This window comes from Halomonas sp. GD1P12 (genome assembly GCF_025725645.1).
Classification (GTDB): Bacteria; Pseudomonadota; Gammaproteobacteria; order Pseudomonadales; family Halomonadaceae; genus Vreelandella.
In genome coordinates this window covers 2,751,252-2,777,661 of sequence record NZ_CP107007.1, presented here as the reverse complement: position 1 = coordinate 2,777,661, position 26,410 = coordinate 2,751,252, and the positions used below count along the sequence as shown (strand labels likewise).

General features: G+C 63.7%; 26 protein-coding genes. 14 read left to right on the top strand and 12 right to left on the bottom strand.

Translation table 11 applies throughout. The annotated features are described in order from the left end of the window. The first annotated feature begins 1 nt into the window (after position 1). A complete protein-coding gene (gene lpxL / locus OCT39_RS12710) occupies positions 2–916 on the top strand; it encodes an LpxL/LpxP family Kdo(2)-lipid IV(A) lauroyl/palmitoleoyl acyltransferase (protein WP_263584835.1) in 915 nt (304 codons plus the stop codon). 188 nt (positions 917–1,104) lie between these two features. Here lpxL and speD read toward each other — a convergent pair whose 3' ends face one another. From speD to OCT39_RS12685, 5 genes are all read right to left on the bottom strand, one after another. Then, positions 1,105–1,896: an adenosylmethionine decarboxylase gene (gene speD, locus OCT39_RS12705; RefSeq protein ID WP_263584834.1), complete on the bottom strand. Its 792-nt coding sequence runs from the start codon at positions 1,894–1,896 to the stop codon at positions 1,105–1,107. A 144-nt stretch (positions 1,897–2,040) separates the two neighbouring features. Beyond that, positions 2,041–2,466, bottom strand: coding sequence for an OsmC family protein (locus OCT39_RS12700; RefSeq protein ID WP_263584833.1), 426 nt, complete (start codon positions 2,464–2,466; stop codon positions 2,041–2,043). 133 nt (positions 2,467–2,599) lie between these two features. After that, complete coding sequence (locus OCT39_RS12695; protein ID WP_263584832.1) at positions 2,600–2,989, bottom strand: gamma-glutamylcyclotransferase; 390 nt, start codon at positions 2,987–2,989, stop codon at positions 2,600–2,602. Beyond that, positions 2,986–3,669: an N-acetylmuramate alpha-1-phosphate uridylyltransferase MurU gene (gene murU / locus OCT39_RS12690; RefSeq protein ID WP_263584831.1), complete on the bottom strand. Its 684-nt coding sequence runs from the start codon at positions 3,667–3,669 to the stop codon at positions 2,986–2,988. Before murU ends, OCT39_RS12695 begins: the two co-directional genes overlap by 4 nt. Next, positions 3,666–4,673 carry an aminoglycoside phosphotransferase family protein gene (locus OCT39_RS12685; protein WP_263584830.1) on the bottom strand — a complete coding sequence of 336 codons (1,008 nt, stop codon included), beginning with the start codon at positions 4,671–4,673 and terminating at the stop codon, positions 3,666–3,668. The genes murU and OCT39_RS12685 overlap by 4 nt, the downstream gene beginning before the upstream one ends. A 70-nt stretch (positions 4,674–4,743) precedes the next feature. On the opposite strand from OCT39_RS12685, the gene OCT39_RS12680 reads away from it, so the two are divergent. The 5 genes from OCT39_RS12680 to apaG all read left to right on the top strand — a co-directional run bounded on the left by OCT39_RS12680 (position 4,744) and on the right by apaG (position 10,622). After that, complete coding sequence (locus OCT39_RS12680) at positions 4,744–7,191, top strand: LPS-assembly protein LptD (RefSeq protein ID WP_263584829.1); 2,448 nt, start codon at positions 4,744–4,746, stop codon at positions 7,189–7,191. Between the two features lie 75 nt (positions 7,192–7,266). After that, positions 7,267–8,298, top strand: coding sequence for a peptidylprolyl isomerase (locus OCT39_RS12675; RefSeq protein WP_409335793.1), 1,032 nt, complete (start codon positions 7,267–7,269; stop codon positions 8,296–8,298). Continuing rightward, the gene (gene pdxA, locus OCT39_RS12670; RefSeq protein ID WP_263584827.1) at positions 8,298–9,356 is read left to right on the top strand and encodes a 4-hydroxythreonine-4-phosphate dehydrogenase PdxA; all 1,059 of its coding nucleotides are present in this window, start codon (positions 8,298–8,300) and stop codon (positions 9,354–9,356) included. The genes OCT39_RS12675 and pdxA overlap by 1 nt, the downstream gene beginning before the upstream one ends. 58 nt (positions 9,357–9,414) lie before the next feature. Then, positions 9,415–10,248 carry a 16S rRNA (adenine(1518)-N(6)/adenine(1519)-N(6))-dimethyltransferase RsmA gene (gene rsmA / locus OCT39_RS12665; protein ID WP_263584826.1) on the top strand — a complete coding sequence of 278 codons (834 nt, stop codon included), beginning with the start codon at positions 9,415–9,417 and terminating at the stop codon, positions 10,246–10,248. Beyond that, positions 10,245–10,622, top strand: coding sequence for a Co2+/Mg2+ efflux protein ApaG (gene apaG / locus OCT39_RS12660; protein ID WP_263584825.1), 378 nt, complete (start codon positions 10,245–10,247; stop codon positions 10,620–10,622). The genes rsmA and apaG overlap by 4 nt, the downstream gene beginning before the upstream one ends. Here the strand turns inward: apaG and OCT39_RS12655 are convergent. Together OCT39_RS12655 and OCT39_RS12650 are read right to left on the bottom strand one after the other, a co-directional pair. Beyond that, positions 10,619–12,058: an FAD-dependent oxidoreductase gene (locus OCT39_RS12655; protein ID WP_263584824.1), complete on the bottom strand. Its 1,440-nt coding sequence runs from the start codon at positions 12,056–12,058 to the stop codon at positions 10,619–10,621. The two genes, apaG and OCT39_RS12655, sit on opposite strands and share 4 nt — an antisense overlap. Continuing rightward, positions 12,058–12,288, bottom strand: coding sequence for a hypothetical protein (locus tag OCT39_RS12650; RefSeq protein WP_263584823.1), 231 nt, complete (start codon positions 12,286–12,288; stop codon positions 12,058–12,060). The genes OCT39_RS12655 and OCT39_RS12650 overlap by 1 nt, the downstream gene beginning before the upstream one ends. A 174-nt stretch (positions 12,289–12,462) precedes the next feature. On the opposite strand from OCT39_RS12650, the gene OCT39_RS12645 reads away from it, so the two are divergent. Together OCT39_RS12645 and OCT39_RS12640 are read left to right on the top strand one after the other, a co-directional pair. Then, positions 12,463–13,278 carry a symmetrical bis(5'-nucleosyl)-tetraphosphatase gene (locus tag OCT39_RS12645; RefSeq protein WP_263584822.1) on the top strand — a complete coding sequence of 272 codons (816 nt, stop codon included), beginning with the start codon at positions 12,463–12,465 and terminating at the stop codon, positions 13,276–13,278. 1 nt (position 13,279) lies between these two features. Beyond that, entirely contained in the window at positions 13,280–14,401 is a 1,122-nt protein-coding gene (locus OCT39_RS12640; RefSeq protein ID WP_263584821.1) for a polynucleotide adenylyltransferase, read from the top strand. Here OCT39_RS12640 and folK read toward each other — a convergent pair. Both folK and folB read right to left on the bottom strand, forming a co-directional pair. Further along, positions 14,398–14,910 carry a 2-amino-4-hydroxy-6-hydroxymethyldihydropteridine diphosphokinase gene (gene folK / locus OCT39_RS12635; protein ID WP_263584820.1) on the bottom strand — a complete coding sequence of 171 codons (513 nt, stop codon included), beginning with the start codon at positions 14,908–14,910 and terminating at the stop codon, positions 14,398–14,400. The genes OCT39_RS12640 and folK overlap by 4 nt on opposite strands. Beyond that, a complete protein-coding gene (gene folB / locus OCT39_RS12630; protein WP_263584819.1) occupies positions 14,907–15,287 on the bottom strand; it encodes a dihydroneopterin aldolase in 381 nt (126 codons plus the stop codon). Before folB ends, folK begins: the two co-directional genes overlap by 4 nt. Before the next feature lie 104 nt (positions 15,288–15,391). Here folB and plsY point away from each other — a divergent pair, with 104 nt between their 5' ends. Beyond that, positions 15,392–15,970, top strand: coding sequence for a glycerol-3-phosphate 1-O-acyltransferase PlsY (gene plsY, locus OCT39_RS12625; RefSeq protein WP_263584818.1), 579 nt, complete (start codon positions 15,392–15,394; stop codon positions 15,968–15,970). On the opposite strand, the gene tsaD is transcribed toward plsY, so the two are convergent. Then, the gene (tsaD, locus tag OCT39_RS12620; RefSeq protein ID WP_263584817.1) at positions 15,967–17,013 is read right to left on the bottom strand and encodes a tRNA (adenosine(37)-N6)-threonylcarbamoyltransferase complex transferase subunit TsaD; all 1,047 of its coding nucleotides are present in this window, start codon (positions 17,011–17,013) and stop codon (positions 15,967–15,969) included. The two genes, plsY and tsaD, sit on opposite strands and share 4 nt — an antisense overlap. A 188-nt stretch (positions 17,014–17,201) precedes the next feature. Here tsaD and OCT39_RS12615 point away from each other — a divergent pair, with 188 nt between their 5' ends. From OCT39_RS12615 to rpoD, 4 genes are all read left to right on the top strand, one after another. Further along, positions 17,202–18,626 (top strand): amidohydrolase family protein, encoded by a 1,425-nt coding sequence (locus OCT39_RS12615; protein ID WP_263584816.1) that lies wholly within the window; start codon positions 17,202–17,204, stop codon positions 18,624–18,626. Positions 18,627–18,829: 203 nt separating this feature from the next. Further along, positions 18,830–19,045 (top strand): 30S ribosomal protein S21, encoded by a 216-nt coding sequence (rpsU, locus tag OCT39_RS12610; RefSeq protein ID WP_016416934.1) that lies wholly within the window; start codon positions 18,830–18,832, stop codon positions 19,043–19,045. A gap of 165 nt (positions 19,046–19,210) precedes the next feature. Next, positions 19,211–21,055: a DNA primase gene (dnaG, locus tag OCT39_RS12605; RefSeq protein ID WP_263584815.1), complete on the top strand. Its 1,845-nt coding sequence runs from the start codon at positions 19,211–19,213 to the stop codon at positions 21,053–21,055. A gap of 300 nt (positions 21,056–21,355) precedes the next feature. Then, positions 21,356–23,212, top strand: coding sequence for an RNA polymerase sigma factor RpoD (gene rpoD / locus OCT39_RS12600; protein WP_263584814.1), 1,857 nt, complete (start codon positions 21,356–21,358; stop codon positions 23,210–23,212). A gap of 112 nt (positions 23,213–23,324) precedes the next feature. On the opposite strand, the gene OCT39_RS12595 is transcribed toward rpoD, so the two are convergent. Both OCT39_RS12595 and OCT39_RS12590 read right to left on the bottom strand, forming a co-directional pair. Next, positions 23,325–23,984 (bottom strand): hypothetical protein, encoded by a 660-nt coding sequence (locus tag OCT39_RS12595; RefSeq protein ID WP_263584813.1) that lies wholly within the window; start codon positions 23,982–23,984, stop codon positions 23,325–23,327. A 145-nt stretch (positions 23,985–24,129) separates the two neighbouring features. Continuing rightward, on the bottom strand, positions 24,130–25,017 hold the full coding sequence (locus OCT39_RS12590; protein ID WP_263584812.1) for a LysR family transcriptional regulator: 888 nt from the start codon (positions 25,015–25,017) through the stop codon (positions 24,130–24,132). 135 nt (positions 25,018–25,152) lie between these two features. Between OCT39_RS12590 and OCT39_RS12585 the strand changes: the two genes are divergently transcribed. Further along, positions 25,153–26,262 (top strand): S-(hydroxymethyl)glutathione dehydrogenase/class III alcohol dehydrogenase, encoded by a 1,110-nt coding sequence (locus OCT39_RS12585; protein ID WP_263584811.1) that lies wholly within the window; start codon positions 25,153–25,155, stop codon positions 26,260–26,262. The last annotated feature ends 148 nt before the right edge of the window (positions 26,263–26,410 follow it).

Genomic DNA, 26,410 nt, shown 5'->3' with positions numbered 1-26,410 from the left:
AATGTCGAAGAAACCCTTTCCCCGTTCGTTTGCTCACCCGCGCTACTGGTCGACCTGGCTTGCCATCGGCGCGATGGTTGTTGTGGCCTGGCTGCCCTGGCGGCTGAAGCTCGCGATCGGCAAGCTCATCGGGCTGATGGCCTGGGCGCTGATCAAGCGCCGGCGCCATATCACCGCGACCAACATCGCGCTCTGCTTTCCGGAAAAAAGCGCTGAGGAGCAGCGCCAGCTGGTCAAACAGACCTTCATCGCCAACGGTATCGGGCTGGTCGAGACCGCCACCGGCTGGTGTCGCCGCGCCGAGGGCTTTCGCCACCGGGTGGCCTACCATGGCGAGGAGCACCTGGCCCGGGCCAAAGCTCAGGGCAAGGGCGTGCTGGTCGTCGGCATTCACTTCTCGACGCTGGATTTAGGCGGGGCGCTGCACTCGCTCTTCTTTCCGGCGGACGTGGTCTACCGGCCGCACAATAATCCGCTGTTCGAGCGCTTCATGACCCGGGCCCGCTCGCGGATTTTCGGCCAGGCGATCGACCGCCACGACCTACGCGGGGTCGTGCGTCGCATCAAGGCGGGGCATATCGTCTGGTACTCGCCGGACCAGGACTTCGGCCGCGATGTCAGCGTATTTGCGCCGCTCTTTGGCCAGCAGGCGGCGACCATTCGTCTGACCTCGAAGATCGCGCGCATGACCGGCGCGCCGGTAGTGCCCTTGATGTTCCACCGCAATCCGGATAACCGCACCTACACCATCGAGTGTCTGCCGGCCTTCGAGAATTTCCCGAGCAAGGATGAAGTGGACGACGCCACCCGGGTGAACCAGTTCATCGAACGGGCGATCCGCAAGCACCCGGAGCAGTACCTGTGGCTTCACCGGCGCTTCAAGACGCGCCCGGAGGGGGATGGGGAGGTTTACTAGCGTGGAGGTGGTCTTGAGCAACCCTACGCGGGGCGCCATGAATACATCCTTGTAGGCTACTTTCGCCATCCTTGGCGAAAAACCCCCGCTACGGATTGCTCAAGACCACGCGAGCATCATGAGGCGGCCACTATCAAAAAAAAGCCGACGCATGGGCGTCGGCTTTTTCGTATGCGGCCGGTAGGCGCTTAATCGAGATTGCGCGAGTAGAAGATCTCCAGCATCTCCTTGCGCAGGCGGCTTTCGATGTCGCGCGCCTCCTCGAAGGTGATGTCGCGCCGTGAGGTGCCGAACAGATAGTTGTCCAGCTCGAAATCCTTGAGCAGCATCTTGGTATGGAACATGTTGTCCTGATACACGTTCACATCCATCATCTGATACGCCTGTTTGGTGTCCTCGGCCAGGTAGTCCTGAATCGAGGTAATGGCGTGGTCGATGAAAAGCTTTTTACCGTCGACGTCGCGAGTGAAGCCGCGTACCCGGTAATCCATGGTGACGATATCGGAATCGAAGCTGTGAATCAGGTAGTTCAGCGCCTTGAGCGGGCTGATGTGGCCGCAGGTGGAGACATCGATATCCAGGCGGAAGGTGCTGATGCCGTTGTCCGGGTGGGACTCGGGGTAGCTGTGCACCGTCACGTGGCTCTTGTCCAGGTGGCCGACCACGGTTTCCGGCAGCGGGCCCGGACCGGGCGTCGTTTGGGCGACCGGCTCGTCGAGCTCGTGCTCGGCGATCAAGATGGTCACGCTGGCGCCGTGGGGCTCGTAGTCCTGGCGCGCGATGTTGAGTACGTGCGCGCCAATGATGTTGGTCACATCCTTGAGAATCTGGGTAAGACGCTCGGCGTTATACAGCTCATCGATATAGTCGATATACGCGCCGCGCTGCTCTTCGGTCTTGGCGTAGCAAATATCGTAAATATTGAAGCTTAACGAGCTGGTGAGGTTGTTAAACCCGTGGAGTCGGAGATTATCAGGCAATTCCGCGCCTCCTGATGGCAGTGAAAACACCCCGACGAGCCAGCGCCGGAACCGATTCGCAAATGTTGAGCGCCCCGCGTCGGGCGCGAGGGCGGGCTATTATGCCCCCCCGCGGCCCGCGTTGCATCCCGGCTGGCCATTTTTTTACGACGCAGCGTCCTGGATCTCGAAGGAGTGCGTGACGTCAACGCCGCCCTTGACCAGCATGATCGAAGCGCTGCAGTACTTTTCCGCCGAGAGCTCGACGGCGCGCTGCACCTGCTTCTCCTTGAGGTTGCGCCCGGTGACCACGAAATGCACGTGGATGCGGGTGAACACCGAGGGCACCTCGTCGGCGCGTTCGGCGTCGATCTCGGCCACGCAGTCGGTGACATCGGCTCGCGCCTTGTCGAGAATGTTCAATACATCAAACGCCGTGCAGCTGCCCATGCCCATCAACAGCATTTCCATCGGGCGTGGGCCGGTGTTGCGCCCGCCGTGATCCGGCGGCCCGTCGATCACCACGCTGTGGCCGCTGCCCGATTCCGCCACGAACTGGCGCCCGTCTGTCCATTTCACTCGTGCTTTCACGCGGCTCTCCTTTTAACTGATGCCGGGGTTTGAATACGTTTTGAGTCTGTTCCAGGGATGCCTGGCGCGCTTGAGAAGGGCGCCAGCTCCACGACTGATGCGCGCAGCATAGCACGCCTGCCACTCGAGACCCTTAGCGCGGCAGCGGCCAGCCACCTTCATCGATGGCGATGAAGTCCGCGATCTCCGGATTGTAGAGATAGACCCACGCCTCGCCGAAGCGGGTGGTCAGCGTGACGCGCTGATACTCGCCTTCTCCCGGGGCGTCGAGTCGGTGATCCTCCAGCACGTCGAGACGGGCGAGCATGGCCTCATCGACGCGGTAGACCTCCAGCGCAATGCCTTTCGATTCGCGCTGTTTGGCGCCGGGATAAGGGCCCACGTCGTAAAGCGTGAGCACGCGGCTGGTATCCGCGCCGACGAACTCGGCGCCCTCCAATAGATAGGCATTATTGAGCCCCTTTTTCAGCGTGCCGTAAACGGCGACCAAGGGTGTGACGGCGATGTCGTCGGCAAGGCTCACGGTGACTCCTCGTTGAAACGGTGGGTCGATGACGTCAAAAAATCCTCGAGCGCTTTTAGGCGCGCCGGCGTGCCGACGTCCACCCAGTGGCCGGTAAAGTGCTCGGCGCTGACCTGCCCGCGGGCAATCGCCTCTTTTAGAAGCGGCGCCAGCGCGAAGGCGCCGGGGGAGCAGCCCTGAAACAGCGCCGGATGAATCACGGCGATGCCCGAGTAGGTAAGCGCCGGCGTATCGAGTCCCGCCAGGCCCTGTTCGAGCGAGAAGTCGCCGTTTGGGTGCTGGGGCGGGTTGTCCACCAGCATCAGGTGGGCGAGCGCCTGAGGCACCAGCGTTGGGGTAGGCAGGGCGTCACACCAGACGTCGCCATTGACCAGCAAAAAGGGCGCCTCGCCCAGAAGCGGCAGAGCGTTGAGGATGCCGCCGCCGGTTTCCAGCGGCGTCTGTTCCACGCTGTAGGTGATCGAGAGCCCGTAGCGCGCGCCGTCGCCCAGGGCCTCCATGATCTGCTCGGCGCGGTAGCTTACGTTGATCACCACCTCAAAAATGCCGGCTCGGGCCAGGTGCGCCAGATGATGCTCGATCAGCGCCTTGCCGCCTACGGTCAGCAAGGGCTTGGGGCAGGTGTCGGTCAGCGGGCGCATGCGCGTGCCGAGCCCGGCGGCCAGAATCATCGCCTTCATGGTGAATCTTCCAGCTTGGCGGCGATGGCCGGGCGCAGCGTATCGCGCGTCCAGCGGGCGAAATCGTCGTGGCTTGAGAGCCCGGCCAAGCTGTCCTCGAGGTGATCCAGAAAGTGGGGCAGCCGCTCGAGGTAGCCGGTTTTGGCGTCGCGCAGGGTCAGACGGCAGAAAATGCCCAGCACCTTCAGCGAGCGCTGGGCAGCCATCGCGCGACACCAGCGCAAAAACGCCGCCGCGTCGACGCTTGCCGGCAGGCGCCCGTCCTGGCGTGCCCGGGCGTGAAACGCCAGCGCCAGCGCGTCGAAATCACTCGCGTCAAAGCGCCAGTAGCGCCCGCACAGAAGCGATATGACGTCATAAGTGATGGGCCCGGCCACCGCGTCCTGGAAATCGATCATGTAAAGGCGCCCGGCGTGGGGCATGAGGTTCATGGCATCGAAGTCTCGATGTACACTCACTACCGGCTGCGAAAGCGCCAGCCGCGTGAGCTCATCCTCGAAAGCGGCGAGCGAGGTCGGTACCTCGAGGCCGAGCCAGCTCTTCAGGCACCACTCGGGAAATAGCGCGAGCTCGCGGCGCAGCAGCGCCTCGTCAAATGGCGGAAGAAAGCTCGGGTCAACGGCGTTTTGCAGTGCGCTCACCAGCGCGAGCGCCTCTGCCGTGTGCTCATGCACGCTCGCGGTATCGATGAATCTGGTCTGAAGCGGCGTATCGCCCAGGTCCTCGAGCAGCAGAAAGCCCTGATCCAGATCCGCCTGATAAATGGCGGGCACCGGCAGGTTGGCCGCGTGAAGCCGCTGGCCGATCGCCACGAACGGGGCGGAGTCCTCTTGCTCGGGCGGGGCGTCCATGACAATTTGTGTTTCGCCGGAGGGAAGTCTCAGGCGAAAATAGCGGCGAAAACTCGCATCGCCCCCGGCTGGGGCGAGGGTAAGGGCGGTCGCATCGAGACCGTACTGGTCGGCGACCCACCTGGTGAGGGCGTCAAACCTGGATGTGGACATGCAAGCTCCTTGCTGGTCGGGCATCATGCGAGCTGTATAATACCGATTCTGAATGCCAAGGATAACGAACATGGGCAAGCGATGTACGGGAACGGCGCTGGCAGGACATACGCTGCTGGGCATTTTTGCGCTCACGGCGACGTCGGCGGTAGCGCAAGGCGAGCCGCTGCCCGCCAGTGCGCTGGACTGGCAGCCCTACCGGCCGGACGAGGCGTCCAATCAGCTGTGTCGCGGCCGCTACGTGATGCCCGGCTATCGTTTGCCCGCCGAGCAGAACCCCGAAACGCTCTCGGTAGAAGCGGGAGAGGCCGACTACGCCCAGAACGGCGAGGCGCTCTTGCGCGGTGACGTGGTGCTGCGCCGGGCTGATAGCGAGCTTCAGGCCGCGCAGATCTTTCTTCCCGCCGAGCGCCAGCAGGTCGATGCCGAAGGCGAGCTTGCGCTTCGAAACGGCCAGGCGCTGGTGCGCGGCGACCAGGCCACGCTGTTTCTCAACGAAGACCGCGCCACCATCGACAATAGCCATTATGTTCTTTACGAGCCGCGCCTGCGCGGTCAGGCCGAGCGGCTCGAGCAGACCGGCGAGGATCAGTACCGGCTTCGAAGCGCCAGCTTCACCACCTGCGAGCCCGGTGAAAATACCTGGCAGATTCTGAGTAGCGATATTCGCCTGAATCAGGCCGCGGGCTTCGGCACCGCGCGCAACGCCCGCCTGCACGTCAAGGATGTGCCGGTGTTCTACTGGCCCTGGGTGCGCTTTCCGCTCGACGACCGGCGCCAGAGCGGCTTCTTGTGGCCAACGCTTGGCTTCTCCAATGATGGATTGGACTACGCCCAGCCCTACTACTGGAACATCGCGCCCAACCAGGACGCGACCATTACGCCGCGCTTCATGACCGACCGGGGGCTTTTGCTCAACGGCGAATACCGCCACATGAGCGAGCAGACCCGCACCCTCGTCGAGGGTGGTTACCTCGCCGACGACGGCGGCCGAAGCTCCGGGGACAACCGCTTCGAGGGCGAGGAGCGCTGGTACATCGACGCCCAGCACCGCGGGCGCATCAACGCGCGCAGCAATTACAATTTGCGCTATGGCGGCGCCAGCGACGGGCGCTACTTCGATGACTTCGGCGCCGAGTTCGGCAGCAGCGAGCGCGCCGGTATGGAGCGCCTGGCGCAGGTGGATTACCGCGGCGAGCGCTGGCAGCTCGACGCCCGCGCCCAGGGGTTTCAGCGCCTGGAGGACCCGCTGGCCGATAGCGACAAACCCTTCTATCGCCTGCCGAGTCTGACCGCCAACACCACGAACTGGGATCTCGGCGGCGGCTTTTACGGCCAGTGGCGCTCGAATGCGACCTACTTCTGGCGCGACGTGAACGAAAACCTGGTGCCCGAGCGTGAAGCGGCCAACGGCTCGCGCCTTCACCTGACGCCGGCGGTGGGCTGGCGCTTCGAGAAGCCCTGGGGCTATATCGAGCCGCGCACCGAGTTCTGGAACACCGCCTACGAGCTCGACTACGGCAGCCGCGACACCGACCGCGCCACGTCGCCCACGCGAAGCCTGCTGGTCACCTCCATCGACAGCGGCCTGACTTTCGAGCGCGATCTGGAGCTCGGCGGCGACGGCTATCGCCAGACGCTGGAGCCGCGGCTGAATTACGCCTTCGTGCCGCGTACCGACCAGACCGATTTGCCCGAGTTCGACAGCTATGAGCGTGCTTTTTCCTGGGATCAGCTCTGGTCGCCGCTGCGCTTCTCCGGCGCCGATCGGGTGGGCGATCTCAACCGGATCTCCTACGGCGTGCAGTCGCGGTTGATCGAGGACGACGCCGGGCGCGACCGGCTCACCTTCGGCGTAGGCCAGAGCGCCTACTTTGCCGAGCGGCGCATCGACGAAAACGGCGACCCCGACACGCTACCGGCTCGCCCGGAGGAGAACCCCTTCGTCAATCCGCAAAGCCGCTACCAGGCGACGCGCGACCGCTCGCCGCTGGTGACGCGCCTGGACTGGCAGATCAGCGACCGTTTCAGCACCGGCTACGAGTGGCTCTACGACGACCAGCGTCAGCAGACCGAGCGCTCCAGCGTCGACGTGCGCTATCGCCATCCCGAGGGGCACGTAGTGAACCTTGGCTACCGTTGGGAGATCGAAGGGTTCGATCCAGGCGTTGTGCCCGGCGACGACGGCTTTCGCGACTACAACCGTGAAGAGTGGGATCTTTCGGTGGGATACAAGGCTGCCCCGCAGATCGACCTGATCGGGCGCTATCTGTATGACCAGACCAACGACCGGGCGCTGGAACAGCTGGCCGGCGTGCAGTGGAACGACTGCTGCTACGGCGTTCAGCTGGTGTGGCGCGAATGGATCGACGACAACGACACCGCCCGTGTGGCCGACGATTTCAGCGACCGCGGCCTGTTTTTGCGCTTCGTTTTCCGGGGGCTGGGCGGCGTTGGCCAGGGCGCGAACACCTACTTCGACCGGGCGATTCCAGGCTACACGCCTTCGCCTTTGTAACGTGCCACGGTGATGATGCGTGATTCGCGTAACGCGCGGCTATTTTTAAGCGACGAAGAGAGTTTTCTTATGATGATGCACAAACGCCGGGCCCAGGGCCGCTTTACACGAACGCTTTCGCGGCTGACCACGGTCGGGGCGCTGGCGCTTAGCCTGGGCGCCGGCGCGGCGCTGACCAGCACCCAGGTGCTGGCCCAGAGCTTTCAAAACAGCCAGCGCCAGACGCTCGATAGCGTCGCGGCGGTGGTCAACGACGGCGTGATCATGCAAAGCGAGCTCGATGATCGCGTCAATCAGATCGAGCAGCAGGCCCAGGCGCAGGGCGGCGAGCTGCCGCCGCGGCGCCAGCTCACCCAGCAGGTGCTCGAGCGCATGGTGCTCGACGAAATCCAGCTGCAGATGGCGCGTGATGCGAATCTCAATGTCGACGATACCGAGCTCAACCGCCAGCTACGCAGCATTGCCGAATCCAACGGCATGAGCCTTGATGGCTTCGCCGACGCCCTCGAGGCCGACGGGCTGAGCCTGGCCGAGGTGCGCGAGGACGTGCGCCGCGAAATGCTGATGCGCCAGGTGCAGCAGCGTCAGATTCAGCAGCGCGTCAACGTCAGCGAGCGCGAGGTCGACCGCTTTATCGAGCAGCAGCCCGGCCAGCAGGGCCAGTCCTTCATCGAGGAGAGCCAGGCGCGCCACATTCTCGTCGCGCTGACGCCGACCCGCGATGAAAGCCAGGCCCGCGCCCGCGCCGAGCAGGTGCGCTCGCGCCTGCAGCAGGGCGAATCCTTCGCCGCGGTGGCGCGCGAGTTCAGTGACGACAGCGGCAGCGCCATGAATGGCGGCGATTTGGGCTGGGTGCGCCCGGGCCAGACCGTGCCGGCGTTCGAAGAGGCGATGAATAGCCTGAGCCCGGGCCAGATCTCGGCGCCGGTACGCTCGCAGTTTGGCTACCACGTGATCGAGGTGCTGGACCGCCGCCGTCAGGACGTGACCGACGAGAGCCGCCGCGAGCAGGTGCGCCAGGCGATCTTCCAGCGCCGCGCCAACGAAGAGCTGCAGAACTGGCAGCGCGAGATTCGCGAACAGGCCTTCGTGGACATTCGCCAGTAATGTCACGAGAGCCCCGGTTACCGCTTTTAGTCACCACCGGTGAGCCGGCGGGCATCGGCCCGGAACTGGTGCTGATGCTGGCCGCGCAGAAGCGCCTGCCCCCGGACACCGTTGCCGTGGGCGACCCGCAGATGCTGGCCGAGCGCGCCGCACGCTTGAAGCTCGACGTTGACATCGTGACCGAGCAGCACGCGCCGGAAAACGTTTTGAGGCCGCAGCTTCCGGTGTGGCCGGTCACCCTCGCCGCACCCTGCATGCCCGGGGTGCTGGCCCCGGCCAACGCCGCCTACGTGATCGAAACGCTCGAGATCGCCGTTCGCGCCTGCCTGGAAGGGCAGGCGGCGGGTATCGTCACCGCGCCGCTGAACAAGGGTGTGATCATCGACGGCGGCTTTACCGGCTTCACCGGCCACACCGAATGGCTGCGCGATGCCTGCGGCGTCGATGAGGTGGTGATGATGCTGGCCACCGACCGCGCCCTGCACGCCCAGCAAGACGGCTGGCAGGGAAGCCGTGATCTGCGCGTGGCGCTGGCCACCACGCACCTGCCGCTTCGCCAGGTGGCGGATGCCATCACCTTCGAGCGCCTGACGCGCCTCATTACGCTGCTCGCCGAGGACCTGACCCGCCAGTTCGCGATTGCCTCGCCGCGCATCGCGGTGTGCGGGCTCAACCCCCACGCCGGCGAAGAGGGGCATTTGGGCGTTGAAGAGATCGAGACCATCACGCCGGCCATCGAGCACCTGAGCGCACAGGGAATCGACGTTCGCGGCCCCTACCCGGCGGATACGCTCTTCACCCCGCGCCACCTCAAGAAGGTCGACGCGGTGCTGGCGATGTATCACGACCAGGGGCTTTCGGTGCTAAAGTATGCAGGGTTCGGCCAGGCGGCCAACATCACCCTTGGCCTGCCGCTGGTGCGCACGTCGGTCGATCACGGCACCGCGCTGGATTTGGCGGGGCTGGGCGTGGCGAGCCCCGAAAGCCTGCTGGTGGCGATCGATCTCGCCAGACGCCTTGGCGACCAGCGCGCCGCCCATGCCGCCGCGGCGCCTTAGCCTCCGGTTCATTCGCCACCCCGTTACACGCTTTATCCTACTCAAGGACTTTCGTTCGATGTCTCAAGCGCCCCTTCAACACCGCGCCCGAAAACGCTTCGGCCAGAACTTTCTTCGTGACCCCGGCACCATTTCGCGCATCGTGCGCGCCATTGGTCCTGCGAAGAGCGACCGGCTGATCGAGATCGGCCCGGGCCAAGGGGCGCTGACCGAGCCGCTTCTCGACGCCGGTGGCGCGCTCGAGGTCATCGAGCTCGACCGTGACCTGATCCCTGGGTTGCGGGTGCAGTTTTTCAACTATCCAGGGTTCGTGATCCACGAAGGCGACGCGCTGAAGTTCGATTTTAACGCGCTCAAGGGCGATGGCCCGGCGCTGCGCGTGGTGGGCAATCTGCCCTACAACATCTCCACGCCCCTGATCGTGCACCTGCTTGGCATGGGCAGTGCCGTGGCCGACATGCACTTCATGCTGCAAAAGGAAGTGGTCGAGCGCCTCGCCGCCGAGCCCGGCGGCACCGACTGGGGGCGGCTGTCGGTGATGGCGCAGTACTACTGCCAGGTCGAGCAGCTTTTCATCGTGCCGCCGGAGGCGTTCGTCCCCAGGCCCAAGGTGGACTCGGCCATCGTGCGCCTGACGCCGCATGAGTCGCTGCCGCACCCGGCGGATGATCCGGTGCTGCTGTTCGAGCTGGTCAAGCTCGCCTTTGGCCAGCGGCGCAAGACGCTGCGCAACAACCTCAAGGGCCGGGTCAGCGCCGAAACGCTGGAGTCGCTTTCGATCGACCCAAACCGGCGCCCGCAAACCCTGAGCGTGGCGGAGTACGTGCTGATTGCCAACCACGTCGCCCGTCTGGACGCCGAACAGACAAGCGCCGAGCGGGGTGAGCCGTGAGCCAACTCGATATCGAGGTAAACGTGACGCCCGAGTACTGCATCGAGGAGTCGAGCGTGAGCGAGTCGCGCTTTGTATTCACCTATACCGTGACGGTGCATAACCAGAGCCCTCACAGCGTGCAGCTCATGGCACGTTACTGGAAGATCACTCAGGGCAGCGGCGACGCTCAGGAAGTGCGCGGCAAGGGCGTGGTGGGCCAGCAGCCTCTGATCGGTCCCGGCCAGCGCTTTCGCTATACCAGCCGAGCGATTCTGCAAACCCCGGTCGGCGTCATGGAAGGGGCGTACACGCTGCTCAACACCTACACCCAGCGCGCTTTTGATGTCTCCATCGCCCCGTTTCGTCTGGCCGCGCCCAGCCAGCTCCACTAGACGCGCCCCAGCTCCAGCGCCTCGTCGATATGCACGCCAAGGCGCAGGGCGAGCTGAACGATGGTCAGCGTCGGGTTGGCGTGGCCGGCGCTTGCGAACACGCTGGAGCCGGCCACGAACATGTTCGCCTGGGCAAAGAGTCGGCAGTCGCGGTCGACGATGCCACGGCGAGCATCATCGCTCATGCGCGTGCCGCCCATGTGATGGCGCCCGGCGATTTCGCCCTCTTCGGGAAGCTCGACCGGCTCAACGGCGAGCCAGTCGGCAAACTGCACCCGGCCGATATTCTCCTCGAGCAGGTACTCGCCCAATAGTATCAGGCTTTCGCGGATGGTGTGGCGATCCAGCGCTGACTGCTGCCACACCAGCCGGCTTCGCGGCACGCCCAGCTCGTCGCGCTCCTCCATGAGTTCCACCGCGTTATCGAAGCGCGGCTCCTGCTCCCAGGCGGCGCGTAGATAGACGCCGTGGGCGGTGTCCGCGCTTTGCACAAGGGTGGCCTCGAGCCCCGGCGCCTCGGCTGCAAGCGCCTGGATGAGCTCACGGGTCGCTTCCGGCGCCATGCGGTGCAGGCGCAGCCCGCAGTTGAGTATGCCGCGCTCGCTCATCGCGCGCGGGGTCGGCGACAGATAGACGTTGTAGTCGGTATCGAGGCCCAGCCGGGCCGGCTCGAACAGCAGCGCCTGGCCGATAGTGGCGTGCGGGTGCTCCATCCAGTAGCGCCCGAGCGTGGTGGCGTCGGGCACCAGCCGGCCACCGCTTTGCGCGTTACACCAAAGCAGCAGCCGGGCGTTCTCGATGCCGCCGCAGGCGAGCACGAAGCTGCGCGCGCGCATCGTTTTACGCTGACCGTCGAAGTCGCTAAAGGTGGCCGCTTCGACCCGGCCGTCGCCCACGCTCAGACCCACCAGGTTGGCCGTCAGGCAGTAGGTCAGCGTCTCGAGGCCGTTCAAGGTCGCGGCGAATTTGTCCTTCATGCGCGTGGGCGGGCCCAGCGAGAAGTAGACCCGCTCGAGCCCGGTATCTTCGACCGGCGTATCCGGGGGGATCTCCTCCAGATCCAGAAGCGCGGCGGCCGCTTCGAAATAGGGGTCCAGATCCCCACGGCCGATCGGCCAGGCCGTTTGCGGGGCGGCCTGTTTGGCGGTGAAGTCATGGGCGTCCAGCGGCCGGCACACGCCGCCCCAGTGGTTGGTCGAGCCGCCCATGTAGCGAAGCCGAATGCTCGAGAGATCCAGATAGGTATCGCCCAGGGTGTCGCCGCGATAGAGCGCCTGAGAGCGCTCACTAAAGGAGGCCTCGCCGCCTTCGCACAAAAGCACCCGGCGACCCTGGCGTGCCAGCGTCATGGCAACGGTGATGCCCGCCGCGCCCGCGCCGATCACGCAGACGTCGAAACTCTCCCGCTCGCTTAGCGCGCTAAAGGGCTGATACATTAGCGGCTCGCACCGTCGATGTCGGCGCGGCGCAACAGCCAGCCGTTTTTCAATAGCGACGGCGCTGTCGACGCTGCCTGGACCAGAGTAGGGGGCACGCCGGCCAGCAGCGCGCCGCCGGCGCCGAGCGACAGGCTTTTCAAAAGCGCCCTGCGCGAGGGGCTTGTAAGCGTGAGCTGCGCGCAGGCCTTCGCCTCGCAATCGATCGGTAGCGTGTGGAGTTTTGGCATGGTCGTTGTCACCCTGAAGCCAGCACGAGGTCGTGGTATTTGCCTATAGTAGCCGGACGAACGCTTTCGGCGGGCATTTCTTTCAACGTTTCGCGCCGGCTCCATCACGCCCGCGCTTTTCACGGTGTCGCCGCCTTTTATGAGTAACGGTTTTTTTATGAGTATCGACGTTTTATGAGTACGTATGCCATCGGCGATCTGCACGGCTGCCACGCGGAGTTCGTAGCACTTCTGGACAAACTCGCTTTCGACCCGACCCGCGACACCCTGTGGCTGGTGGGCGATTTGATCAACCGCGGCCCAGGCTCGCTCGAGTGCCTTCGCGAGGTCAGGGCGCTGGGGAGCGCGGCGCGCTGCGTGCTGGGCAACCACGATTTTCACCTGCTGGTGGCGGCTCGCGGCGGCGGCCGGCTGAAAAAGAACGACACCCTGGGGGCGATTCTGAACGCCCCGGAGCGCGAGGCGCTGCTCGACTGGCTGCAGGCTCAGCCGCTGGCGGTGTTCGAGCACCACACGCTGATGACTCATGCCGGCGTGCTGCCGAGCTGGAGCGCGCACGCCGCACTTGGCTATAGCGCCGAGGTGCAAGCGATGCTCAAAAGCGAAAACGCCGGGCAGTTTCTACAAACGCTTTACGGCAACGAGCCGGCGCGCTTCGTCGAGTCGCTCGAGGGCATGGACCGGCTGCGCGCGCTGGTCAACGTGTTCTGCCGCATGCGCTTCATCGACGCTGACGAAACGCTCGATTTTGCCGCCAAGGAGGGCCTGGATAGCGCCCCGGAAGGCTTTCACCCCTGGTTTCAGTATCCGCGTCGAGACGACAGCCGGCTGGTGTTCGGTCACTGGGCGGCGCTGGAGGGTAAAACCCCCGGCGCGCAGATCGATGTTCATGCGCTGGATACCGGCTGCGTGTGGGGTGGGGCGCTCACCGCGATGAACCTCGAGACGCTCGAGCGCGCAAGCGTACCCAGTCAAAAGAAGGGGCGCTGACGTGGACGCTTGCGACAAGGCGCTCGATGGACTCGAGGTGTACCGGGTCGGCGGTGCGGTGCGCGATGCGCTGCTCGGCTGGCCGGTGTTCGACAACGACTGGGTGGTGGTCGGCGCCACGCCGGAAACGATGCGGGCGAAGGGCTTCAAGCCGGTAGGGCGGGATTTTCCCGTATTTCTACATCCGGAAACCTTCGAGGAGTACGCGCTGGCGCGCACCGAGCGCAAGGCGGGCCACGGCTACGGCGGCTTTACGGTGCACGCAAGCCCGGACGTGACGCTGGAGGAGGACCTGCTGCGCCGCGATTTGACCATCAATGCCATCGCCCAGCGTCCGGACACCACGCTGGTCGACCCGTTCGACGGCCAGAAGGATCTCGAGCGGCGCCTGTTGCGCCACGTTTCGCCGGCGTTTGCCGAGGACCCGTTACGCGTACTTCGTACCGCACGCTTTCTGGCCCGCTACGCCGGTCTCGGGTTCGTAATCGCCGAAGAAACCCGGACGCTGATGCGACAAGTCGCGCAAAGCGGCGAGCTTTTGCATCTGGCCGCAGAGCGGGTGTGGGTCGAAACCGAGAAGGCGCTGGCCGAGCCCCACCCGGCGCGCTTCTTTACCGCGCTCGACGAGGCCGGGGCGCTTGAAAGCTGGTGGCCGCACCTGGCGGCTCATCTCGACGAGGCACTCAGGCTTTTAGAGAAGGCGCCATGCGAAGGTGAACTTGCCCACTGGCGCATGGCGCTTTTGGCAAGCGCGCTTTGCGAGCCCGAGCGTGAGGCGCTGATCGAGCGGCTGCGCTTGCCCAACGCCGTTGCCGCGCTTTGTCGCCACGTTGCGCTTACGCGCGCGTTGATCGAGGGCGAAGTCGACGGGGCGCTCGCGTTCGAGTGGCTCGAACGCCTCGATGCCTTTCGCAAGCCTGATCAGGTCGAGGCGCAGCTTTCCCTGATAGGGGGGCTGGCCCCGGCGCTCGAAAAACCGCTTGATGAGGCGTTTCGGCGCGCCCGGGACGTGAGCCCGCAAGCGCTGATGGCGGAGGGGTTTCAGGGCAAGGCGCTAGGGGAGGCGCTGCGCGAGCGGCGTTTCGCGGCAGTCGATGACGCTCTGAGCGCAGAAAAGGGTTAGGGCGAAATCGCCACGCCGCGAAAGCTGAACGTCACCGGCCACAGCGGCTGGTCGCTGAAGTCGGCGCGCGCGAAAAGCGTGGCGTAGGGCGTTTTACAGCGTGGATGGCGCTCGTTGGGTAGCAGCTCGGCGAGCGGCTTGAGCACGAAGGCGTAACGGGTGATGTCCTGTCGGGGCAGAGTGAAGCCCTCGAAGTCGGCACAGGTATCGCCCACGCTCAGAAGGTCGATATCCAGCGCCCTGGGGGCGTGGCGGTTGCGGGGGGCGCGCGGGTTCAGCGCCGCCTCCTGGGCTTTGGTCCACGCGTTGAGCGCCTGCGGGCTCCAGTTGCTTTCAAAAGCGACCACCGCGTTGAAGAAGTTGACCGCGGCCTGGCAGCCGACCGGCTCGCTCTCGAAGACCCGCGAGATTCTCACTGCATCGAAAGTGCGCGTAAGCGCCTCGAAGCAGGCGCCAAGGTGCGTGGCCGGGTCGACGTTGCTGCCCAGGCTCAAGCAGACCAGGCTCACGTCGCCGGGCGCTCGATGACCTCGGGAATCTCGCCGCGGGTGATCTCGAGCCCCACGCTTTGGGCGGCGGGCACGGCGGCGGGTTTGCGCACGGCCAGGCGTAGCCAGCTGATGGGAAATTCGTGGCGCAGGCATTCGCACAGCCGCTCGGCGAAGGTTTCGATCAGGGCGAAGTGGTGCTCGTCAGCGAACTGCTGAATGCGCTGGCAGACGGCGCCGTAATCCAGGGTCAGGTGCAAGTCGTCGGTCGCGGCCGCCGGACGAATGTCGGTGGCAAGCGTCAAGTCCAGGCGCAGCGACTGGGTGATGGTGCGCTCCCAGTCGTACACGCCGATGACGGTTTCAATCGTTAAGCCTTCAATTAAAATACGGTCCATGCGCCCTGTTCCTGTTACAAGTGCCTGTTACAAACCCTACCAAGGTCAAAAAGAGTGTACGTGAGCCGTCCGACAAACGATACCAACCCGCGCGTGTGTGCCCGGTGAATGCGCTTCTCTGGGCCCTGGCGGGCTACCTGAGCGGCAGCTGGCTTGCCGCCATCGTCGTGTGCCGGCTCGCCGGCGTTGCCGACCCGCGCTGGTGCGGCTCGCAAAACCCGGGGGTTTCCAACGTGCTGCGAAGCCACGGGCCGCGCCTGGCGGCGGCCACGCTGGCCCTCGACGCCGCCAAGGCGATGCCGGTGTTGATGCTGGCCAAAAGCCAGGCGCTGCCGGTGTGGCTCCAAGGCGCGGTGGGGCTTTCGATACTGTTGGGCCACAGCTACCCGGTGTGGTACGGCTTTCGCGGCGGCAAGGCGGTGGCCTGCGCCTTCGGGGCGCTGCTGGTGCTGGTGCCCTGGGTGGCGCTTTTGTGCGCCACACTCTGGGCGCTGATCGCCTGGCGACTTCGCACGGCGGCGGCGGCCTCGCTTGCAAGCGCGTTGGCCGCGCCGCTGTTCACGCTCTGGCTTTTGCCTGCGTATCTGGGCGTGGTCGGCGCGTTCACCTTGGTGGTGGTGGCGCGCCACGCGCTCAATATTCGCCGCCTGCGCGACGGCCAGGAGCCCCGCCTTCGCCGCTAGCGCTCGGGCGGGGTCAGGGTGTCCAGCGGCCAGCGCGGGGTCGACTGCATGACGCCGACGGTATCGCGCTCGCCGGCTTCCAGGCGCCGCGCGCCCACGTAGGCGATCATGGCGCCGTTGTCGGTGCAGAAACGGGCGCGGGGGTAGAACGTCTGGGCACCGCGCTTTTCGGTCTCCACGGCCAGCCGCTCTCGAAGGCGCGTATTGGCGCTCACCCCGCCGGCCATCACCAGCCGCTTGAGCCCGGTGTCATCCAGCGCCCGGCGGCACTTGATCACCATGGTGTCCACCACCGCTTCCTCGAAGGCGCGGGCGATGTCGGCGCGGGCCTGCTCGTCCAGCGCCCCGTCGGCGTCGAGCTTTTTGATCGCGGTCAGGGTGTGGGTCTTGAGCCCGGAGAAGCTGAAATCGAGCCCCGGACGGTCGGTCATTGGCCGCGGAAAGCGAAAGCGCTTCGGGTCGCCGCGCTCGGCGAGCCTGGCCACCTGGGGGCCGCCGGGGTAGGCCAGGCCCAGCATCTTGGCGGCCTTGTCGAAGGCTTCGCCCGCCGCGTCGTCGACGGACTCACCCAGCAGCCGATAGCAGCCAAGCCCGCTGACCTCGACCAGTTGGGTGTGCCCGCCGGACACTAAAAGCGCGACGAACGGAAACGCCGGTGGGTTCTCCTCGAGCATCGGCGCGAGTAAGTGGCCCTCCATGTGGTGCACGCCGAGCACCGGAATATCCAGCGCCCGCGCCATGCCGTGGGCGGTGCTGGCGCCGACCATCAGTGCGCCGACCAGCCCGGGCCCTGCGGTATAGGCGATACCGTCGAGATCGCGCTTATCCAAACCGGCTTCCTTGAGCACCTGTTCGATCAGTGGCAAGAGCTTGCGGGTATGATCCCGCGAGGCGAGCTCCGGCACCACGCCGCCGTACTCGGCGTGCATGGCGACCTGGCTGTAGAGCGTATCCGCCAAAAGCCCTTTGCCTGCCGGGGCGCGGGTGTCGTAAAGCGCGACACCGGTTTCGTCGCAGGAGGTTTCGATGCCAAGCACTCTCATGGGGGTCTCTTTAAAAGCGTTCAGGATGAGCGTGATTTTATCACGCCAGGCCTTCGAGCCGGTACGCGCGTTCGCCATGGGCTGCGTGCCTGGCTTTCGTCTGATTTCTGATTGACGCGGGGCAGCGCTCGACTAGGTTTATTAAACTCGTTCATACACCTCTCGTTCATGGATTCAAGGACATCGCCATGCGGCACGCACTCCCCCTTACTCGACGCCGGCTTCTCGGCGCCCTGTCGGCACTGGCGGGGTCGAGCCTGGTGCCCGGTGCCTACGCCAGCGACGAAAGCGAGGACAGCGACGATACCGCCAGCGACTCGCCCACGCGCTGGTGCATCAAGAACGCCACCATCCTGACCATGGAGGAGGGCAAGGCACCGCTGGAGAAGGCCGATATCTGGGTCGTGGACGGGCGTATCGAGGCGGTGGGTGAGAGCCTGGACACCGGCGACAGCGAAATGATCAGCGGCGAAGGCTGCATCGTCATGCCGGGGCTGGTCGATACCCACAATCATATGTGGCAGACCCAAATGCGCGGCATGTTCGGCCAGACCGAGCAGACGCTGTTCTTCCCGCTGACACAGCGGCTGAGCGAGCACTTTCGCCCCGGCGATATCTGGATTGGCGAGTATCTGGCGGCGATGGAGAACGTCAACGCCGGCGTGACCACCAGCTGCGATTTTTTCGACAACAATCGAAGCCCCGAACACTGTCAGGCCGCGCTCGAAGCGCTTGGCGCCTCACCCTTGCGCACGCGGCTGATGTTCGGTAATCAGAGCAAGACCGCCGGTAGTCAGATCGATCTTGAGCACCTGAGCGAGCTTGTTGAGAACTGGGAGCGCTATAGCGAGCGCGGGCGCCTGTCACTGGGCCTGGCCTGGCGGCTACCCGACAACCTGGGCAATCAGGACGCCATGGCCGTCAAGCGCCGGGAGTTCGAGGCGGCGCGCGAGATGAACCTGCCTGTCTCCGTACACGTCAGCGGCGACAATCACGATGGCCTGTTTCAGGCGCTGATCGACGGCGAGTTTTTGATTCCAGAGCTTCAGGTCGTACACGCCACCAACGCGCGCGAAGAGCATCTGAGCGCCCTCAATGAGGCTGGCGCTAGCCTTTCGCTGACGCCCATGACCGAGCACCGGGTCGGCTATGGGCTTACGCGGCTGTCGCATTTTGAGAGTGTTGAGCGGCTGGGACTTGGGATCGATGGCAACGCCCTGGCCGGCAGCGGCGATCTGTTTTCGGTGATGAAACACGCCGCACTGACCGAGATCGGCGCCAGCGAACACCAGACCAGCGTCGATTGCGAACGGCTGGTGGCGCTGGCGACGCGCCTCGGCGCCGAGTCGATCGGGCTTGGCGATGAGATCGGCACGTTGAGCCCGGGCAAACAGGCGGATTTGATCATGCTCGACACCCACCAGGTGAGTCTTGGCATGCTGCCTGGTGAACCCTACGCGTTTATCGTTTTCGCCGCGACCCCGGCAAGTGTTTCGCTGGTCGCCGTGGACGGGCGCATCGCCAAGCGCGGCGGGCAGCTTTTGAATATGGACGACGAGCAGATCGCCTCGCGCATCGACGCCTCGCTTTCGCACCTGCGCGATAAGCTATGATCCAGGTTTGAAGAAATCGGAACAAGAGGTGCCCGCGGCGAGCGCGGTGGCTGGCACTCGGGCGCGCCCGGTTGCAAAATAGGCGTATCACGACTAGACTACTCGGCGCTGTAAAAAAGGGTCGTACACTGTATCTACAGATGCTGGATTAAGCGGTGTGCGCACTATCCGAACTCAAGTCTCCTTAAGGTGGTGAGTGCTTAATGCCTTCTGTAAAAGTACGTGATAACGAGCCGTTTGACGTCGCTCTGCGTCGCTTCAAGCGTTCTTGCGAAAAAGCCGGCGTTCTCTCTGAAGTACGTCGTCGTGAGCATTACGAGAAGCCGACAGCCGAGCGCAAGCGCAAGGCAGCGGCAGCTGTGAAGCGTCACGCTAAAAAGCTTCAGCGTGAGCGTAAGCGTTTCGAACGGCTCTATTGATCCGTACCCAGAAACACGCGCTTGGGCGTGTGTTTCAAGAGGGATGCCAAGCGGCCGCCGTCAGGTGGCCGTTTGTTTTTGAACAGAACGACATCAATGAGTGATCTAACCCAAGTCGCGCTTGGGTTAGGCCATTGACCCTTGCTCCGCGCAGGAACGCCCCTCATGGCCGGACAGATCCCCCAGCGTTTCATTGACGATCTTCTGGACCGCACCGACGTCGTCGAGGTGGTGGGCGAGCGTGTTCAGCTCAAAAAGGCCGGGCGTAACTACTCCGGGCTCTGCCCCTTTCATCAGGAAAAGACCCCTTCCTTTACGGTGAGCGCCGACAAGCAGTTCTATCACTGCTTCGGCTGCAGCGCCAACGGTAACGCCCTGCGCTTTTTGATGGAGTACGACAAGCTCTCCTTTCCCGAGGCGGTCGAGCAGTTGGCCGCCCGCTTGGGGCTCGACGTGCCCCGCGAAGGCGCCGATGACCCCCGCGAGCGCGAGCGTGAGCAAAAGCGCAAGGAGGGCGTGAGTCTTCTGGAGCTTGCCGGCAGCTTCTACCGCGAGCGTCTGAAGATGCAGGCGGGGCAGAGCGCTCGCGACTATCTTAAAAAGCGCGATCTTTCCGACGAGGTCATCGCCGCCTACGGCATCGGCTTCGCGCCGGATGGCTGGGAGGCGCTCAAGCAGCACCTGAGTGCCAAGGGCGTCAGCGAAGCGGTGCAGATCGAGTACGGTCTGTTGATTCACCGTGAGGATACCGGGCGCACTTATGATCGCTTTCGCGACCGGGTGATGTTTCCCATCCGCGATCTGCGCGGACGCACGCTGGGCTTTGGCGGGCGCATCATGGGAGACGGCCAGCCGAAATATCTGAACTCGCCGGAAACGCCGGTGTTTCACAAGGGGCGCGAGCTCTACGGTCTTTATGAGGCGCGCAAGGCCAGTGCCAAGCTCGAGCAGCTGATTATGGTGGAGGGCTACATGGACGTGGTGGCGCTGGCGCAGTACGGCATCCACAACGCCGTGGCCACGCTCGGCACCGCGACCACCGAGGATCATCTGCACCGGCTGTTTCGGCTGGTCAGTCGGGTGGTGTTTTGCTTCGACGGCGACCGCGCCGGGCGCCAGGCGGCGAGCCGGGCCCTCGAGACGGCGCTGCCACAGATGATCGACGGGCGCGAGGCGCGCTTTCTGTTTTTGCCTGAAGGCGAGGACCCGGACTCGCTGGTGCGCCGGGAAGGCGAACGAGCGTTTCAGGACCGGGTCACCTGCGCGATGCCACTCTCCGAATTTCTGTTCGAGCAGGCCGCCCAGGGGCGCGATCTGAATACCGTCGAGGGCAACGAGCGCTTCGCCAGCCACGTTCTCCAGGCGATCAACCGGGTGCCGGACGGCATGCTCAAGTCGCTGCTGCTGGAGGCGCTGGCCAAACGCAGTGGGCTGGGCAAGGAGCAGCTCTCGTCGATGCTCGAAAAGCCCGCCCTTGAGCTCGTGCCGGGTAGCGACGAGCCACCGCCGCTCATGGATAGTTTTTATCCGGAGTCGGCGCCTGCGCCCCCGATGGCACGAAAAAAGCCGAAAGCCTCGAGAAAGGTGCTTTCGACCGTCGAGCGCATCAGCCAGCTGCTGTTGTTCGAGCCGCGCCTTGTTGACGTCGTGCCCGAAAACCTCGACTGGCTGCCGCAGGGCGCCCCGGATGGCGTGCTTTGCCGCGAGCTGGTCACGCTTTTGCGCGCCGGGCGCTACAAAAGCCCGCAGGTGGTGCTGGCGCACTTTCAGGGTAGCGAAGAGGGGCAGGCGCTCGATGAGCTCGCCCGACGCGAGCTGTTGATTCCCGCCGCGGCCAGGAAGACCGAGCTTTTAGGGCTGGTCGAGCATCTTGCGAGACTCGAGCGCCGGCGCTCGCCGCAGGAGGAGTACGAGGCGCTGTTGGCACTCGAGCGTTCGGGACAAAAGCTGGACAAGAGCCAGCGGCAACGTTTGGCAACGCTCGTGGTCGAACTGACTCGTAAGCAGTAGCTCATACGCAGTAGTAAGACCGGGCGGCCAACGGTTGAAGGTCAAAAGCGTCGTCAGGGTTTGAGTCAGCGTTTGAATAGCGCGTAGCGAGCGGGGTTGAATTACGCCCTTGCGGCGCCATATAGAGAGCATCAGAGGCCGGTAAGCGGCCTAACCGAATAACCTAACACACCTGATTCGTCGCGCAAATACGTTTCGCTGGGAAAAACGCAGCAAATTACGCTATAATGTTCGGCTTGTTGAGTTTTATCGATTCAGCGCCCCAGGTGTTTCATTCTTCTTCGTCGAGATAGGGTTTCTATGGCTGGAAATGCGCAGCAGCAGTCACGTCTGAAGGAGTTGATCGCGCGCGGCAAGGAGCAGGGTTACCTGACCTATGCCGAGGTCAACGACCATCTACCCGAGGATATCGCCGACCCGGATCAAGTGGAAGACATCATTGGCATGATCAACGACATGGGTATCAGTGTCGTTGAGGAAGCGCCGGATGAAGACACTTTGATGATGTCGGATCACTCCACGGACGAGTCCGCTGCGGAAGAGGCCGTGGCGGCCCTTGCCGCCGTGGAAAGCGACGTGGGTCGCACAACGGACCCGGTTCGCATGTACATGCGCGAAATGGGCACGGTCGAGCTTTTGACCCGTGAAGGCGAAATCGAAATCGCCAAGCGGATCGAAGAGGGCACGCGGGAAGTGATGTCGTCACTTGCCTATTTGCCTGGCGCGGTTACCTCCATTTTGCAGGCCTACGATGCCACCCAGGACGAAGAAGCGCCCGGGCGGCTTTCGGACCTCTTCTCTGGCTTCATCGACCCGGATGAGGGCATTCCAGGCGTTGCCGAGGCCGAAGTGGCCGAGCCGGTCGTTGATGCCGAGCCCGGCGACGACGAAGACCTCGACGGCGACGACGAGGACGACGAGGACGATAACTCGGCCAGCGAAGGTGGCCCGGACCCGGAAGAGGCCCGTGCGCGTTTCGAGCAGATTCGCGAGCAAAACGCCGCCGTCGACGCCGCCTTCAAAAAGCACGGCCGCGGCAGCGCCGAGCTCAAGGCAGAGCAGGCGCGTTTGGCAGAGCTGTTCTCGCCGATCAAGCTCGTGCCCAAGCACTTCGAGCGCCTGGTCGGGCAGGTTCGCATCAGCGTCGAGCAGGTGCGCGCCCAGGAAAAGGCGATCATGCAGCTGTGCGTGAAAAAGGCCAAGCTTCCGCGCAAACTGTTCATCAAGTCGTTTCCGGGTAACGAGTCCGATCAGAGCTGGCTCGACCGCTTCCAGGAGGAGCAGCCCAAGTACGCCGATCGTCTCGAGCCGCTGCGCGCCGATATCGCCCGCTCCCAGCGCAAGATTGCGTTCGAGGAAGATATGGTCCAGCTGATCGTGCCGGATCTGAAAGAGGTCAATCGCAAGCTCTCCATTGGTGAAGCGAAGGCGCGCCGGGCCAAGAAAGAGATGGTCGAGGCGAACCTGCGTCTGGTGATCTCGATCGCCAAGAAGTACACCAACCGCGGCCTGCAGTTTTTGGACCTGATTCAGGAAGGCAACATCGGCCTGATGAAGGCGGTAGACAAGTTCGAATACCGTCGCGGCTACAAGTTCTCGACCTACGCCACCTGGTGGATTCGCCAGGCGATCACCCGCTCGATCGCCGACCAGGCGCGCACCATCCGTATCCCGGTGCACATGATCGAGACGATCAACAAGCTCAACCGCGTATCGCGCCAGATGCTCCAGGAAATGGGCCGCGAACCGACGCCGGAAGAGCTTGGCGAGCGTCTGGAAATGCCGGAAGACAAGGTGCGCAAGGTGCTCAAGATCGCCAAGGAGCCGATCTCCATGGAGACGCCGATTGGTGACGACGACGACTCGCACCTGGGCGATTTCATCGAAGACGGCACCATGCTGCTGCCGATCGATCTGGCCACCGGCGAAGGCTTGATCGAAGCCACGCGCAACGTGCTGGGCGGTTTGACCGCGCGCGAAGCGAAGGTGCTGCGCATGCGCTTCGGGATCGACATGAACACCGACCACACCCTCGAGGAAGTGGGCAAGCAGTTCGACGTCACCCGGGAGCGTATTCGTCAGATCGAAGCCAAGGCGCTGCGTAAACTGCGTCACCCTAGTCGCTCGGAGCCGCTTCGCTCGTTCCTCGACGAGTGAGCTGACCGCCACAACAGGTGGTGAACAAAAAAGCCCCGCCGTTTCATGAACGGCGGGGCTTTTTGCGTTGGATACTCGGGTGCGGCCGACCTGGCCGCGCCCGAGAGACCGATCAGTTCAGCGGTTTGCCCGCCTTACGCGCGAGATAAATACGCCGCGCCATGAGCAGAAGCTCGAGCGTGGCGAACATGATCAGGCTATAGCCCAGCAGCTCGATCACCTCTTCGGCGGCGTCCTTGATGGTACGCTCGAAGCTTTCACCCAGTACGGCTTCCCAAAACACGCTGCGACCATAAAGGCGCGAGAAAATATAGGTGGTCAGCACGCCGCTGGCAAAAAGGCCAAAGGAGAAGGTGTTGCTGAAGTAGCGAAACTCGTCGAGAAACCGACGGCGTTGAATGATGACCCAGGTGATCGACGGCACGGCGATCAGTGCCACCAGAATCTTCCAGGTGTGGCGGGCAACGTACTCGTCGAGAAAGTAATCCTGCTCGCGCACCAGCGAGGCGGCGATGAACGCGAACAGCAGCAGCGTAACCGTGGGCCATACCTTCAGGACCTGTCGCACGTAGATGAGCATCAAACAGGCGCTGGCCAGTACGGTCGTCTGGGCAAGCTCGGTAAAGCCGTACTCACTGAAGCGAAGTTCAGGCATGTAAAGTGCTTCGAGGTAGCTGCCCTGGGCAATGGCACCGATAAACAGCACATAAAGTATTGCGCGCATGAGACTCGTTTTGAAGTTGATGGACCAGTTGGGTGGGGGCAGTGACATTGAGCATCCTTACGGGGCGTGACGCGGATCATAAACATTCAGCATTGAATGTTCATTATATCGTCACTTTGCTTTGCTCGCACCCTGATAATGCCCGAGGCACTCGCCCGCGCACGCCCTCCAAAGCCGCAAGAACGGCCTTGTATTAGCGTTTCGGTAGTCCGGTATCGATATGGGTCGCCAGGTAGTCTACCAGCTGGCGAATTTTAGGCGAAAGGTGGCGGTGACGCGGATAGACCGCCCACACCGCGGTGTCATGATGCTGAAACGGCTCCAGCACCGCGACCAGCTCGCCGCTTTTCAGATAAGGCGCCACATAGTAGTCGGGAAGCTGGGCAAGGCCCAGGCCCTTGAGCGCGGCATCCAGAAGGGCCGGGCCGGAGTTGCCGCTCCACCGCCCCTCCAGGCGAACCTCGCGGCGCTGGCCGTTGACCTCGAATAGCCAAAACGGGCGCGAGCCCAGCAGACACGGGTGCTGGCTGAGTTCCGAGAGCGTATGCGGGCGCGGTGCCTGGCGGAAATAGTCGCTGGAACCAACGATGTATTCGCGGCGCTCGCACAAACGCTTGGCGATGAGGCTGGAATCCTTGAGCACGCCCATGCGAATGGCGATGTCGAAGCCTTCGTCGATCAGCTCCACCGCCCGGTTGGTGAAGTGCATGTGCACTTCGAGCGCCGGGTGCTGGCACTGAAAGTCGTTGACCAGCGGGGCGACGTAGCGCTCGCCGAAGGTGGTGGCTGCAGTGAGCTTCAAAAGGCCGCTGGGTTTGGCCTGAAGCTTGTTGATCATTTGCTCGGCGTCGCGCAGCCCATCGAACAGGTGGCGACAGTGCTCTACATAGAGTGAGCCGGCGTCGGTCAGGCGAATCTGGCGCGTGGTGCGATACAAAAGCTGCACGCCGAGCTGATTCTCGAGCTGGCTGACCAGTCGGCTGGTGTGCGATGTCGATACTTTCAGATGGCGCGCCGCCGCAGAAAAGGTGCCCAGCCGCACCACTTCGACGAAGGCTTCGATACGATCCCAGCGCTGCATGAAACTCCTTCAAAGCCAATTATTGCTGATGAGCAACAATCTTGTGAGTATATCCCTGTTTATCCCGTTCGCACAGGTGGCTACACTGGCTGACATGGAGCAAACGTTCGGCTCTTTCATCCCAGGAGATTTGATATGAAGTCACGCGCTGCGGTAGCGCTTGAAGCGGGTAAGCCGCTCGAGCTCGTCGAAATCGACGTCGAGGGTCCGAAAAAGGGCGAAGTGCTGGTGAAAATGGCCGCCACGAGCGTGTGCCACACCGACGCCTATACGCTCTCGGGCTCCGACCCGGAAGGGCTCTTTCCGTCGGTACTGGGCCATGAAGGCGCCGGTGTCGTGCAGGAAGTGGGCGAGGGCGTGACCAGCCTGAAACCCGGCGACCACGTCATTCCGCTCTACACCGCCGAGTGCGGCGAGTGCAAGTTCTGCAAGTCTGGCAAGACCAACCTGTGCGGCAGCGTGCGCGCCACCCAAGGCAAGGGCGTAATGCCCGACGGTACCTCGCGCTTCTCGCTCGACGGCAAGAAGCTGCATCACTACATGGGAACCTCAACCTTCAGCGAGTACACGGTCGTGCCGGAAGTGTCGCTGGCGGTGGTATCGCCGGAAGCGCCGATGGACAAGATTTGCCTGCTCGGGTGCGGCGTGACTACCGGTATCGGCGCGGTACTCAACACCGCGAAGGTCGAGCCGGGCGCGACGGTCGCCGTGTTTGGTCTGGGCGCCATCGGTCTGGCAGTCATTCAGGGGGCGGTCATGGCGAAGGCGGGCCGGATCATCGCCATCGACGTCAATGAGGACAAGTTCGAGCTGGCCAAACAGTTCGGCGCCACCGACTTCGTCAATCCCAAGAAATATTCAGACCCGATTCAGCAGGTCATCGTCGATCTGACCGATGGCGGCGTCGACTACTCCTTCGAATGCATCGGCAATGTCAACGTCATGCGCTCGGCGCTGGAGTGCTGCCACAAGGGGTGGGGAGAGTCGATCGTCATCGGCGTGGCCGGTGCCGGCGAGGAGATCTCTACCCGTCCGTTCCAGCTGGTCACCGGCCGGGTCTGGAAAGGCTCGGCGTTTGGCGGCGTCAAGGGCAGAAGCGAGCTTCCCGGTTACGTGGAGCGCTACATGAACGGCGAGATCAACATCGACGACTTCATCACCCACGACATGCCCTTCGAGAAGATCAACGAAGCCTTCGATCTGCTCCACGAAGGCAAGAGCATTCGTACCGTACTGCACTACTGATGAGCCGCGGTGACAAAAGGCAAGCCCGCTTTCTGTCACCCGGATGTTAGAGCTCGTCATTTACCACTACAGTTAACCACTATAGTTACCACTACAGTGAAACAAAACGCGGCGGTATTTCCCGCCGCGTTTTCATCGTCAGGAGCGC